Source organism: Actinomadura sp. ATCC 39365 (assembly GCF_054392275.1).
Genome location: NZ_CP184335.1, coordinates 5,887,600 through 5,901,573, shown reverse-complemented (window position 1 = coordinate 5,901,573; position 13,974 = coordinate 5,887,600). Strand labels below are relative to the sequence as shown.

The 13,974-nt window shown below is 73.3% G+C and carries 6 protein-coding genes; 3 read left to right on the top strand and 3 right to left on the bottom strand.

Features of this window, described 5'->3' with window-relative positions; all coding sequences use genetic code 11:
- Positions 1-75 precede the first annotated feature (75 nt).
- The 3 genes from ACNF49_RS28730 to ACNF49_RS28720 form a co-directional block, all read right to left on the bottom strand.
- Positions 76-2,697: an outer membrane protein assembly factor BamB family protein gene (locus ACNF49_RS28730; protein ID WP_482939394.1), complete on the bottom strand. Its 2,622-nt coding sequence runs from the start codon at positions 2,695-2,697 to the stop codon at positions 76-78.
- Entirely contained in the window at positions 2,691-3,554 is an 864-nt protein-coding gene (locus ACNF49_RS28725) for a hypothetical protein (protein ID WP_482939393.1), read from the bottom strand. The genes ACNF49_RS28730 and ACNF49_RS28725 overlap by 7 nt, the downstream gene beginning before the upstream one ends.
- A 100-nt stretch (positions 3,555-3,654) precedes the next feature.
- A complete protein-coding gene (locus ACNF49_RS28720) occupies positions 3,655-4,323 on the bottom strand; it encodes a hypothetical protein (RefSeq protein WP_357984621.1) in 669 nt (222 codons plus the stop codon).
- A gap of 10 nt (positions 4,324-4,333) precedes the next feature.
- Here ACNF49_RS28720 and ACNF49_RS28715 point away from each other — a divergent pair, with 10 nt between their 5' ends.
- The 3 genes from ACNF49_RS28715 to ACNF49_RS28705 all read left to right on the top strand — a co-directional run bounded on the left by ACNF49_RS28715 (position 4,334) and on the right by ACNF49_RS28705 (position 13,923).
- Positions 4,334-7,645: a WD40 repeat domain-containing serine/threonine protein kinase gene (locus ACNF49_RS28715; protein WP_482939392.1), complete on the top strand. Its 3,312-nt coding sequence runs from the start codon at positions 4,334-4,336 to the stop codon at positions 7,643-7,645.
- A 268-nt stretch (positions 7,646-7,913) separates the two neighbouring features.
- Complete coding sequence (locus ACNF49_RS28710) at positions 7,914-13,397, top strand: fibronectin type III domain-containing protein (protein WP_482939391.1); 5,484 nt, start codon at positions 7,914-7,916, stop codon at positions 13,395-13,397.
- A 235-nt stretch (positions 13,398-13,632) separates the two neighbouring features.
- A complete protein-coding gene (locus ACNF49_RS28705) occupies positions 13,633-13,923 on the top strand; it encodes a hypothetical protein (protein WP_482939390.1) in 291 nt (96 codons plus the stop codon).
- The last annotated feature ends 51 nt before the right edge of the window (positions 13,924-13,974 follow it).

The window sequence follows — 13,974 nt, the reverse complement described above, 5'->3', positions numbered from 1 at the left end:
CTGAACGCGACGACCGGGAAGTGGCCTTCCGTGCGCTGTTCGCCTGACCGGAAGAATCCTGGCATTTGTCCCGGCTCAGCGAGGGCGCAGGGCGTACAGGTTGCCGCCGGCACCCGTGTAGATCAGGCCGTTCGCGGCGACGGAAGCGGTCGCGTACGTTCCGCCGCCGCTGACCAGCGCCCGGTCCGCGCCGGTGGCGGCGTCCAGGGCATGCACGGTGCCGTCGACGGTGCCCGCGTACACGGTGCCCGCGTGCAGGACGAGGCCGGACCTGAGTGGCGCGCCCGTCGGGGTGCGCCACAACACCGTTCCCGAGGCGGCGTCCAGGGCGTGGACCGCGCCGTCGGGGGCCTCCACGTAGACGCGGCGCCGGTCGGCGGCCGGGGTCGTGCCCGCGAGGCCGACGCCGGTCGGGAAGATCCAGCGCCGCCTGCCGGTACGGGCGTCGAGCGCGTGCAGGACGCCGTCCGTGCCGCGCACGTAGACGGCGTCGCCGTCGGGCAGCGGGGCGGTGAGCGGGGCGGCGCCGAGCGGGACGTTCCATCGTTCCTCGCCGGTGGCGGCGTCCAGGGCGTGGAGGCGTTCGCCGGCGCCACCCAGGTAGACGACCTTTCCGGCCGGGGCGACCACCGTGTTCTCCCCCGTCTCCACGTGCCATCGCGGGCGTCCGGTGGCGGCGTCCAGCGCGTGGCCGGCGACGTAGACCAGGCCGTCCGCCGCGACGGGAGCGTCGGCTCCGCCGGCGTAGGGTGAGCGCCACAGTTCCCGGCCGGAGGCCGCGTCGAGGGCGACGGTACGGGACCAGTCGCGGTAGAAGACTCGGCCCTCCGCCACGGTGAAGTCCAGCAGGTGCCTCAACCGCCGGTGCCAGCGCGGCCGGCCCGTACTAGCGTCCAAGGCGTAGAGGTTGGCCCCGTCCGCGACGTGCACCAGGCCGCCGGCGACCACGAGCGCACGGCCCAAGGACCCGCCGGGCGCCCGGCTCCACCGCAGGCGGCCGGAGGCGGCGTCCACGGCGTAGACCTGGCTGCCGTCGGCGGTGTACACGATGCCGCCGCGGACCACGGGGTCGGTCACCACGAGTGCGTCGGCGGGGAAGCTCCAGCGCACCTGCGGCAGCGCGGCGGGCGCGCGCCGGGGCAGCCGGTAGCGGGCCAGCAGCTTGTCGCGTACCTGCGGGGCGACGGCGTGGAGCGTCTGCTGCGAGGAGGAGGTGAGGCGGACGATGACCGGGCCCACGTTCACGACGGCCTCGGGCGCGCTGCCGGTGCCGGTGGCGGTGGACCGGAGGAAGACGAGCAGGTACGGATCCTCCGTCACCGGATCGTGGAACCATTCCCGCTTGATGAAGGCGGTCTCGACGCCGTACAGGCGGTGCGCGTCGGCGGAGACCCAGTCCACCGACAAGGAGACGACGGGCTCGTCGTCCGTCGGCGGTACCCGGTCGCACTGGACGGGCTTCGGCAGTGCCCGCCCGAACAGGGCCTGGGTGGCCGGCCTGGTGATGTAGCCGCCCCCGGGAGGGCGGGGCAGCAGGTCGCATGCGTCCGGCCAGGCGTCCGCCGCGACCCCGCCGAGCAGCTCGCGCCCGTCCGGCACCCCGTAGCCGAGGGTGTAGGCGGCGACGGTGCCGGCGGCGGGCCGCACGAAGGCCAGGCCGGGGGCCGTCCCCACGAGGACGGTGCCGGTGGCGGGCACGGAGATCGGCAGCGCGCGCAGGCGCCCGGTGACGGTGTCGAGCGAGGTCAGGAAGGCCGGCAGCGGCCACTTGGCCGGGCCCGCCCACAGCACGCCGCCGTGGTCGATCCTGGGGACGCCGCCGGCGAACAGCGGCTCGCTCCACCGGCCGCCCCGCCCGGGACGCAGCGCCTCCTCCGCGCTGGACAGGCGGCGGCCGTCGGGCGCGTAGAAGGCCGTGGTGTCGCCGCTCGTGACCTGGGCGTATCCGTCGCCGCTCATCGTGATGCCGAACGAGGGCGGCCGCGCGTCCGAGAGCCGGAGCGCAGGCGAGGGCAGCGTACGCGTCCAGCCGGTACGCAGCGTGGCGGGGTCTGCGGCGGCGAGGCGTACCCGGTCGCCCGCGCAGTGGTCGAGCAGCAAGATCGAGCGGGCGCCGGCGGCGGCCGTCAGGTGGCAGTGCCGTTCGTGCACGGTTCTGGCCGCGACGGTGCCCTTGCGCAGGTCCAGGGAGAGGAGGGCGAGGGGTTCCGACTCCCGTTCGGCGAGCACGAGACCGCGCTCGGTCACCATGATCCGCGGCCCCTGGTAACGCCCGGCGCCCGCCTCGACGTCCTGCCGGGACAGGGTGATCCGGCGCCGCCACAACAGCGCGCCCGTGCCCGCGTCGTACGCCTGGAGCCGCTGGTCGCCGCCTCGCGGATCCGCGGTGAGCACGACGACCGTGCCGGCCGCGACCCACGTCCCGGCGATGGGGGCGGCGAAGCCGGACAGGGTGTGGACGAGCCTGCCGGTGCGGGCCTCGTGCACGCGTACCGTGTTGCCGGCCGTCGCCATGGCCAGGGCCTGCGCGGACGCACCGTGCAGCGGGACGTTGAGTTCCCAGTTCCAGTACTCGCCGTCGGCGGGCGCCGTCCACGCCAGACGCCACCGGACCGGCGCGAGTGTGTCGCCGGCCGCGCCGGCGGCCGTGCCCATCAGCAACAGCGCCGCCAGCACGGCGGCGGCGGCCCTCAGCACTTGTCCGCCGTGGTGCAGGCATGGCCGGGAGGCATCGGCGTCCAGCCACCGTTGCTCGCCTTGCGGTACGCCTTGCGGTAGGAGCCGGCCCGGCCCGTCAGCCGGAACGGCCCGCCGCCGGGCCCCTTGATGACGATCTGCTCCGACTGCTCCCCTGCCAGCACCGTTGCCACGAGGTCGAACTCGTAGTACGCGTCCTCGCCGACGACCGACAGGCTGAGCGTGACCCGTTCGCCCCGTTGGAGGTCGATCTGCTTCTTCCGGAAATACGGGACGTCCGGCTCCTTCTTCATGGCGAAGCGAAGGGGACGCCGATCGAGGTCGGCGACCAGCTCGACCGTGCCGGTCTCGCCCGCGGTCTCCTCGACCAGGTAGACGGCGTCCGAACGCGGCGCACGCAGGAGGATCCGCGGCTCGATGTCGATGACGCGCACGCTGCTGCGGTTGCCGACCAGGACGACGGTGGCGGTCAGGTCGTCGATCGTGGCGATGTGGTGGCGGGACAACATGGCGGCCAGGTCGGCGTCGTTCACGGCCTTGCCCAGCAGGGTCGCCCGGTCCTGGGGGTCGGTCAGCGGCTCCCTGAGGGCGAGGTCACGCTCGCCGTACTCGACCTCCACGTGACCGACCGTGAGCGGGGGCTCGCCGCCGATGCGGTCGAGGGTGTCGGAACCGCGCGCGGTGTACCAGGCGGTGAACACCACGCCGATCGCCGCGATGAGCACGGCGCTGACGATCCCGGCGATCCAGGTGCGGGCGGCCTTCCAGCCGTTGCCCTCACCCTTGCCGTCGGAGCCGCCGTCGAGGCCGCCGTCGGGATTGTCATCGCGTTTCCGGCTCCGGCGCGCTTTGGCCATGAATGTCCCCCGGGAGGTGCGGACAGTGACCGTGCGCTACCGAGTATGCCCCGCCCGTCGATGGCTCGCCGGGGTTTGACGGATACGTCGAGGAGCAGGGTCAGAGGCGGATGCCCTTGATGATCCCCGCCAACCCCGGCACGAGAGGCGGGCTGGCCATCACGGTGACGACGACTCCCGCGCGCTCGACCCAGCCCGTGTACACACCGGCCCCCAAAGCGCCGTCACCCTCCTGGCGGAGCACCTGGCGATCGCCGATCTTCGTGGTGGTCGTGTCGCCGGAGAAGGTCCCGACGTCGAACGGTGCGTTCTTGAGCTGCGCCAGCGAGGTCGCCTTCGGCCAGCACACCACCCTGACCCACAGCGCCCGGTGCCGGCGGCTCACGTCGTCGCGGTCGTCCGACCACTGGTAGCCGTACTCGACGATGCCGTCGTGCTTGTTGACGACGACCTGCCCGTACGTGAAGCCCTTCGGGATCCGGCCGACGCGGACCCCCTTGATCGCCGCCGCGCCTCTCGCGGGCTTGTCGACCTTGCCGGCTGACGAGCGCCGCACCTCTGCCTTGGAGGGGACGGGACAACTCGGACGCTCCGCCGCCTGTGCGGGGACGGCCACGAGAGCTGCGGCAACGGGGAGCACAGCCAGGACGGCAAGCTTCTGAATCTTGTTCATGTCAGGGTTGGATGCGTCCGGATCAAGAAGGGTTCGACATTTTTCATGATGCGTAAATCGGCATTTCGGCCGGAACTTCATCCGTGATGGACGCATCAAACCCACCGTGTTGATCGAAGGAGACCCTCAGCGGCTCGGTCGTTACTGGCTGGCCGGACGGCTCGGCGCCGGCGGCCAGGGCGTGGTGTACGAGGCCTACGCCGAGGACGGCCGCCGGGTGGCGATCAAGGTGCTGCACGGCGATCAGGTGGCCCAGCTCGGCCGGGAGGCGGCGGCCGCCCAGCGGGTGGCCTCGTTCTGCACCGCGCCGATCATCGAGGCCAGGCTGGAGGGCCCGCGCCCCTACATCGTCAGCGAGTACGTGGAGGGCCCGAGCCTGCGCACGGCGGGCAGGACCTTCGCGGGCGACGACCTGCACCGCCTGGCCACCGGCATCGCGACGGCGCTGACCGCCATCCACGACGCCGGGGTGATCCACCGCGACCTCAAGCCCGACAACGTGCTGCTGGGCCCGGACGGTCCCCGCGTGATCGACTTCGGCATCGCCAGGACCGCCGAGATGTCGCTCACCGCGACCGGCGTGGTGAGCGGCACGCCCACCTACATGGCCCCCGAGGTGTTCATCGGCCAGCGGGCGGACGCCTCGGCGGACGTGTTCGCCTGGGGAGCCGTCATCGTCTTCGCCGCCACCGGCCGTGATCCGTTCCACGCCGAGAACCTGGGCAGCGTCATGCACCAGGTCTTGTCCGCCACCCCCGACCTGTCCGCGCTGCCCGGGACGCTGCGCCGGCTGGTCTCCTCGGCACTGGCCAAGGAGCCGGCCCAGCGGCCGACCGCCCGCGAGCTGCTGCTGGCGCTGGTCAGCGGCGACGGCGACCTCGACACCGCCCGCCTGCTCGCCCAGGGCGGCCACCGGGCCGCCGGGATCGGCGCGCAGGGGCACGATCCCGCGCTCGGCACGCTGGCCGAGCAGGCGTACACGATGCTCGATCCGGCCGAGCGCGAGCTGGTCCCCGAGGTGTTCCTGCGCCTGGTGACGGTGGACGAGGCGGGCGAGCTGTCGGCCCGGCACGCCGAGCTGGCCGAGTTCGTCGAGGGGCGGGCGCCGCACGAGGTGGCCGCCGTGCGGCGGATTCTCGCCGTGTTCGGCTACCTCCTGGCCAGGCAGGACAGCGGCGTACGGCTGGCCAGGCCGGCGCTGCCCCAGGCCTGGCCGCGGTACCGCCGGTGGATCGAGACCAACCGCGACGGCCTGGCCGTACACCGGCAGATCCTCGCCGCCGCGCGACGCTGGGAGGTGGCGGGACGCCGGGACGGCGACCTGTTCCAGGGCAGCAGCCTGGAGAACGCGTTGGAGTGGGCGGCCACCGCCCGCCGCGACATCACCCTGTCGCCCGTCGAACGCGATTTCCTGTCCGCGGCGGCCGGTCTGGCCAGGCACAGGGCCAAGCGGGCCCGGCTGACCTCGCTGAGCCTGGGCGGGCTGCTGGTGATCGCGCTGGTGGCCGGCGGGCTGGCCGTTCAGCAGAGCGCGGTGGCCGACGACCGGGCCGAGCAGATCGCCGGGCAGCTGACCAGGTCGGAGGCGGCCAGGCTGGCGGGGATGGCGACCGCGACGCGCGGGAGCGACCCGCGTCGGGCGATGCTGGCGAGCCTGGCGGCCTGGCGGCTGGACCGCACGCCAGCCACCAGGGCGGCCCTGGTGGCCTCGCTGGCACAACGCGAGACGGCGATGTTCCGCGACCCGTCGACCGCGGGCGACACGGTGCGGACGCTCGGCGCCGACGGCCGCACCCTGATCAGCGCCGATTCCACCGCGACGCGCGTGTGGGACGTGCGGAACGGCCGGCTTCTGCGGACGCGCGGCACCCGGCCGGCCGAGCCGCTGGACAGCGTGACGCTGAGCCCGTCGGGCAAGGTGCTGGTGACCGTGACGGCCAGGCACGCCACCGCGGTGGACCTCGTCAGCGGCAGGCCGATCAGCGACCACGCCTTCCCCACCGCCAAGGACTTCACGAACGAGTGGGTCGACGTCGTGTTCGAACGGGACGACTCCGTCCTGCTCGAGGAGGCTGACCGGCGTACCCGCTGGGACCTGCGGACCGGCGCCGCCAAGGCGCTCGGGCCCGCCCCCGCGGGCACGTTCAGCCGCGACGGGGTCTGGCGGGCCGCACGGCGCGGTCGCCTGCTGGAGCTGACCAACCTGAGGAGCGGGGCGAAGGACTTCATCGGCGACAAGGACGGCGCCGGCACCCAGGGCGCCTGGAACGGCGGCGCGGCCGTGTTCGGCGCCCGCCTCATCGCGACGGTGACCTCGCGGTCCATCCAGTTCTGGCGCAGGTCGGACACACAACTGCTCACCACGGTCCAGGTGCGCGGGGACGATGAGGCGACGCAGGGGGCCTTCGACGGAAGCACGTTCCGCTACCTGCTGGGCGACCAGGTCTTCTCGGTGGACGTGGCCGACCTGAGCACCGAGAACGACGATCACGTTGTGAGCACGGCGGCGCTGAGCGGCGACGGACGGCTCGTGGTCCGCGACGGCGAGCTGTCGGCCGTCGGCGGGAGAAACGTCGGCGGGAGGAACGTCGGCGCGTTGAAGGCGGCGGAGTACGCGGTGTTCAGCCCGGACTCCCGTTTCGTCGCCACGTTCGGGCCCGGGGTGCGGATCGTGGACACCGCCTCGGCCGCCGTCCAGGGCACGCTGCGCACGTCGGCCGTGCAGGCGGCCTTCTCTCCCGACGGCGCCAGGCTGGCCGTGGTCACCGAGAAGGGCGGGGTCGAGCTGTGGGACCGGCAGACCAGGCGGCGCGTGTGGTCGGCTGAGGCGGGCGCGGCGACGTACGCGGCCTTCTCCTCCGACGGGCGGACGCTGGTGGTGGCGGGCGACCGCCTGCACCTGCTGGAGACGGCCGGCGGCAAGGCGTTGGGGCCGGCGTTCGGCGGCGGCGGCAGGAACGCCGAGGGGGTGCGCGCGTATTTCACCCGTTCCGGCAAGGCGGTCGTGGTGCTCGACGCGCGGCGCCGGATGACGGTCTGGGACGTGGCCACGCGCCGCAGGCTCGCCACCGCCCGCGGGTTCGGCGACCCCGCCGCCTACTCGCCGCGCGAGGACCTGATCGCCACCCTCCAGCTGGGCGGCCGGGTGCGGCTCGTCGACGTGATGTCGGGCACGGATCTGGGCGCGCTGCTCGACCAGGGCGGCGGGCAGGACCCGGAGATCGGGCAGCCGCTCGACGTGGCGTTCACCGGCGACGGGTCGGCGGTGCTGACCGTGGACGGCAACGGCGTCGTCAGGCGGCACGCCGTGGGCGGGGAGGCGCTGGCGGCGGCGGTGTGCGCGAAGGCGGGCGGGCTGAGCGCGGCCCAGTGGCGGGTGATCGTACCCACACTGCCGTACAGAAAGGCGTGTCCCTAGCGGCTTCCGGCCGGTCGGCGTCGAGTCCGCCTGCCCCGGCAGGCGGCTCCGCCGTCCCTGGTCAGCTGCACCTCCAGCCGGACGCCACGCCCGCGAAGGCTGACGGCGGCTACCGCCGAAGTTGCAGTCGGACGAGCCGCCGTACGGCGGTTGATAGACGAAAAATCTCTATTTTTCGCCGTATTTCACGAGCTCAGGGCCCTTGGTAGCGTCAGCCGCGCAACGCGGAGTGATCCATAGCCAGGAGGCCGGTGTGGTCATGCGATGGTTGTCAGCACTCATCCTGGTCTTCTCCGGGATCCTCGTGGTGACGGGGGCGGCCCCGGCCGCCGCCGCGTCGGTTCAGCCGGGACCGGGCCAGTTCTACGGCGTCCGGGTCCGGGTGCTGAGCAACGTGTCGATCGCGGCGGGGGCCACCACGACGGTCAAGGTCGCGGGGGTGGGCGCGGTGCCCGCGAGCGGGGTCGCGAGCGTCGCGGTGAACTTCGCGGCCAAGGGCGCGAGCGCGGCGGGCGGCCTCGTCGTCTTCCCCTCCGACCTGGCCGCGGCGCCCGCGGTGACGGGCACCCGCTACCGGTCCGGCGTGTGGGACGACCAGCTCGTGACGGTCAAGCTCGGCCCGGACGGCGCGCTCAAGGTCAAGAACACCGGCACGGCCGCCGTCAACGTCTACGCCGACGTGCACGGGTACTTCACCGCCACGGCCGCCGCGACGGCGGGAGCCCGGTACGTGCCGCTGAACACCGGCCGGGTCATCGGCAACCAGAGCGTCGCGGCCAACTCGACCGCCACGTTCGCGGTGGCGGGGGTGGGCGGCGTGCCGGCCTCCGGGGTGGCGTACGTGGCGCTGACGTTCGCGGTGAAGAGCACGGGGTCCGGCAAGATGATCGCCTACCCGTCCGGCGGCACGCTGCCCGTCGGGTCGAACATCGACTACCGGCCCTCCTACTTCCAGTCGAACCTGGTCATCGCCGCCCTCGGGGCGGACGGCAAGATCGCCGTCAACAACAACGGGGCCGCCGCGCTGACGGTGTACGCCGACGTGGCGGGCTACTTCGCGACGCCCGCCGCCGCGGTCGCCTCCTCGATCTTGGCGCCCGTCGCCCCGTCACGGACCCTCACCTCCGTGACGGTGGCGGCGGGCGCCTCGTACACGGTCGCCCCGCTGGGCAAGGGCGGTGTGCCGGCCTCCGGGGTGAGCGCGGTCGGCGTGAACATCACCGCCAAGGGCACGGTGAACGGCCTGCTGCGCGTCCACCCCACGGGCCAGGCGAGCATCCCGGGCGGCGGCTCGATCGCGTACCAGCCGAACGACTTCTGGTCGAGCCTGGTGCCGGTCAAGGTAGGCACCGGCGGCACGTTCGTGATCCTGAACACCGGCACCGCGAGCGTCAGCGTGACCGTCGACACCTTCGACTACTACGGATCTGCGTCCGTGCCGGCCGCCCCGGCCGGTGTGAGCGCGACGGCGGGCGACACGTCGGCGACCGTCTCCTGGCAGCGTCCCGCCGACGGCGGCGCGCCGATCACCGGGTACACGGTCACCTCCAGCCCCGGTGGCAGGACCGCGACGGTCTCCGGCGACCTGTTGAAGGCCACGGTCACCGGACTGACCAACGGCACGGCGTACACGTTCACCGTGACCGCCGCCAACGCGGTGGGCAGTTCGGCGAGGTCGGCCGCGTCCGCGCCGGTGACGCCGGCCGGGGCGGTCACCCGTCCCTCGCCGCCGCTCGGGGTGTCCGCGACGCCGGGCGACCGTACGGCGAAGGTCACCTGGCGCGCGCCCGCCTCCGACGGCGGCTCGGCGATCACCGGGTACGTCGTGACGGCCGCCCCCGGCGGCGCGACCGCGTCCGTCGCCGGCGACCAGTTACAGGCCACGGTCACCGGACTGACCAACGGCACCGCGTACACCTTCACCGTCACGGCGGCCAACGCGAGCGGGGTCTCCGACGCCTCCGCGCCCGGCGACCCGGTCACGCCCGGCGTCGCGGGCAGGCCCGGCCGCCCGTTCGTCACCGGCGTGTACGGCAGGGACGGCGCGGTACGCGTCACCTGGGCCCCGCCCGAGACCGGCGCCGCAAGCGTGACCGGCTACGTCGTCACGGCCTCCCCCGGCGGCGCCACCGTGAACACGACGGCCACGGAGGCCACGGTCACCGGCCTGACCAACGGCACCGACTACTCCTTCACCGTCACCGCGGTCGGCGCGGCGGGCGCGGGAGACCCGTCGCCGCCGTCGGACGCGGCGCGCCCGGCGCCCGCCGAGGTGCCCATGTCCCCGCCCGCGCTGCTGGTGACCCCCCTCGACCAGCGCGTGGACGTGCAGTGGGCGCCCGCGGTGGACGGCGGCTCGGCGATCATCGGGTACACGGTGACCGTCCAGCCCGGCGGCCGGAGCGTCGACACGCCGCCCGACACGACGGTCACCTCGGTGACCGGGCTGGCCAACGGCACCGCGTACACGGTCTCGGTCGTCGCCAGGAACGCGGTGGGCGCGAGCGCCCCGAGCACCGCGGCGGCGGTCACCCCGGCGGCGAGCCGGCCGCCCGACGCGCCGACGCACCTGCGGGCCGGGCTTCCGGCCTCCGGCAGCGTCCAGGTCACCTGGGACGCGCCCGCCGACGTCGGCACCGGCCCCGTCACCGGCTACACGGTGACGGCCAGCCCCGGCGGCAGGACCGCGACGGTCACCGCCACCACCGCCACGATCTCGGGGCTCGACCCGGCCACGGCCTACACCTTCACCGTGCGCGCCACCAACGCCGCGGGCACCGGCACGGCCAGTGCCCCGACCGAGGCGATCACGCCGAAGCTCACGGTCAAGAGCGAGCCGCGGGTGTTGTCCCCGCAGGCGGCGGCCACGCTGCGGGCCGTACGGGGGCGGGCCCTGGAGTTCGAGAACCCGCCGGCGGAGGTCACCGGGCTCACCGCGGGCACGCTGCTGGTCATCGGCCAGACCGAACGCACCCCGGAGGGGTTCTTCGGCAAGGTGTCCGGCACCGCGCTGCAGAACGGGCGGTTCGTCGTCTCGACCACGGCCGCCTCGCTGAGCGACGCCTTCACCGACGCCAACTTCGCCACCGACGGCCGCGTGGACACCGGCGACCAGGTGGAGTTCGTGCCGTCGGTGCCGGGGGCGCGGCTGGTCAAACCCGTCGAGAACACCCGTGACCGGGCGGCCGGGCCGCGGATCGGCCTGCGGGACGGGAACCTGGTCATCGAGTTCGAGGAGTCGTTCGAGCAGAAGGGCCGCTCGATCACGAAGGTCGAGGGCTGGGCGGTGATCGACCAGGACACCAAGATGGGCGCCAGCACCGACTCCGCCGGCCGGGGCGTGGACATCAGCAACACCACGAAGATCAGCTCCGAGGTGCGGGTGAAGCAGGGCCTCGGGTTCGCCTTCGACAAGCGGGTGCACCTCGGGCACGTCAACGGGCCGTGCTTCTCGTTCATGGTGGGCAAGGTGCCGGTCGTGGTGTGCGTGCGCTTCTCGGTCGCGCTGTCGGTCGAGGCGTCCGCGTCGGTCGGGCTGAGCTTCGCCGTCCACTGGGACAAGCAGTTCGGCACGCGCTGCCACACCGGCAAGAGCGGCACGTCCTGCACCCCGAACGACGGCGGCCCGGGTTTCTACAGCGACGGCGGCGTCGGGGCCTACGGCGACGGCACGGTCACCGCCGCCATCTCCACCGACATCGAGCTCCTGCTGTACGGCCTGGCCGGCCCCGCCCTGGTGGTGGACGTGCCGGGCGTGCAGCTCAAGGCCGACACCACGCAGAACCCCTGGTGGGAACTGCGGGTGCTGGCCCGGCTCGGGGCCGCCATCGACCTGGGCGCGATCGGCAAGGACTACTCGGTCTGGCGCAAGGACGACATCATCAGCACGTTCTGGACGGTCACCCACGCCGCGGGCGCGTTCCAGGGCATCAAGGTCACCCCCCAGCTCGGCGGGGTGGGACCGGGCCAGAACTACCAGTTCAAGGTCACCGTCTCCGGCTATCCCGACGACGTCGTCACCCGGTGGAAGCTGATCAGCGGCCCCGGCACGCTCACCGCGGACGGCCTGTACAACTCCGCGCAGGAGGGCATGGCCGAGGTCGAGGTGACCAGCCCCGCGACCGGCGGGCACCCGCAGTTGCAGGCGCGCGGCGGAGTCGAGGTCGGCACGAAGTACGGCACACCCGGCCCGCCCAAGCTCGACACCTACACCGCGCCGACGCTGCGCGGGGCCACCGTGAGCTGGTCGCCGCCGGCCGACACCGGCATGAGCGACATCTCCGGCTACGTGGTGACCGCGACGGCCGAGGACGGCAGCCAGACCGCGCGTGCGTACGCCTATGGCGGCGACGCGACGCACCAGCTCGTCCAGGGGCTCACGCCCGGGGTGACGTACAGCGTCACCGTGATCGCGCAGAACGCCCAGGGCAGCGGCGAGCCGTCCGCGCCGCTGAAGCTGACGCCGACGGACGTGATCTTCTTCGGCCCGCCCTCCACGCTCGGCGCGGACCTCGCGGGCAGCACCGAGACGCAGGGCCGGCCCGACTCCTCCGGCACGGCCGGCGGCGCCACCGGCGCCGCGGCCTCCGGCGACGGCCGCTACATCTTCTTCATGACCAAGGCCCGCAGCAACCTCATGCCGGACGACCGGCGCGCGCCCTCCAGCACCGCGCCGTTCATCCTGCGCAAGGACACGCAGGGCGGCACGCAGGTCGTGTCGATGGGCGCCGACGGCGTCACCCCGGTCACCGGATTCGTCGGCGGCCCGCTGGCCAGCCGGGACGGCAACGTGGTCGCCTTCACCTCGCTGGAGTGGACCGGCGTGCTGACCCCGAGGTCGGTCGTGCACGACGTCTCCGCCAGGACCTCCTGGACGCTGGAGGAGTACGGCTACGTCTCCGCCGTCAGCGACGACGGGCACGCGGTCGTCTACTGGAAGAAGCTCGACGTGCACTCGGGCTCCTCCCGGTGGAACCTCTACCGGCAGGTCAAGGGCGGCGCGGCGCGGAAGCTGACCTCGTGCGACTCCCAGACCGACGGCGACTGCCCGACCTCGACGGGCGAGGGCATCCTGTCCGGCGACGGCAACCGGGTGACCTGGTCCACCTACGACGCCACCGTCCAGAAATACCGCACCTGGCTGTACGACGCCGCCGCCGGCGGCACGACGGAGATCTTCCCGGGCACCGACGTCGGCGACCCGATCATCTCCGGCGACGGGCAGGTGGTGGCCCTGCGGTTCACCGCGCATCCGTCCCAGACCTCGTGCCTGATGGTCGCCAGGATCGGCGGCGCCACGCCGGGCGCGGGCAACTGCCTGGTCCCCGAGGACGTCAACGGTCACGGCAAGGCGCTGTTCCTCAGCCAGAAGGGCACCGCGCTGGCCTACGAGTACACCGACGACGACTCGGTGCGCAGCCTGCGCAGCTACCGGGGCGGCGCCACCCACCTGGCGGGCGGCGCGCCGGGGCAGTCGTGGCCGGTGACGGCGTTCATCACCGACGACGACCAGCGCCTGATCTACACCCTCGGCTACGACGGCGGCACGGCCACGGCCGGCACCCTCGTCGCCCACGAGGTGCCGGGCGTTTGGTGGGACTTCACCACGGGCGCGATGCCCGGTGGCGCCCCGGCGCCCGCCCGGCGCGCGCCGGACCGCGATCTGCGGGTACGCATGCCGGACAAGCCGGTCACGCTCGCCTCGACGCGGCCACATCCGAACGCTTCCTCCTCCCGCGAACAGGGCGACTGAGTGGGTGACCGGGCCTTGGCTTCGAGGCCCGGTCAGCGCCACGGCTCCGCGGAGGCCGACTGATCTTCTGTCCGCGCCTGGACGCGTCCGGCCCAGGTCGTCCGCAGCCCTGTTGGACACCAGCACCACGTGGCTTTGCTGATTCTCAAGGCGGTGCCGGCCACACACCTCGGCGGCTCCCCGACACGACTGACGGTCATCCGGACCTGAGGTCCTCCACAGAACAGGAAGCAACATGCGTGCTCAGACGAAGACTGCCGCCCTCGGTTTCGCGCTCGCCCTCGGCCTCGGCCTCGACCTCGCCGTCCTCGCCTCGCCGGCCGTCGCGCAGGACGACACGTGCGGCCACTACACCAAGGGCTCGACGGAGTACTACCGCAACTGCAAGGAGACCAGCGAAAAGATCTGGGTCACCTACCGGAGGTCCTCCGACAACCAGCATTTCTGTGTCCCGGCGGGGAAGCAGGTGGAACTCGGCTACTACCTGAACGTCTACGGCGTCTATCACGACAGCTGGGGCTGCTGACGTTCGGGCCGCGCGGGCCGGCGGGCGGGCGCTCCGCCACATCGCGGCCCG

What these genes read in the sequence shown, in the direction of transcription:
- ACNF49_RS28725 (WP_482939393.1), bottom strand. Translation starts at nt 3,554, where the DNA reads ATGGCCAAAGCGCGCCGGAGCCGGAAACGCGATGACAATCCCGACGGC.
- ACNF49_RS28720 (WP_357984621.1), bottom strand. Translation starts at nt 4,323, where the DNA reads ATGCGTCCATCACGGATGAAGTTCCGGCCGAAATGCCGATTTACGCAT.
- ACNF49_RS28705 (WP_482939390.1), top strand. Translation starts at nt 13,633, where the DNA reads ATGCGTGCTCAGACGAAGACTGCCGCCCTCGGTTTCGCGCTCGCCCTC.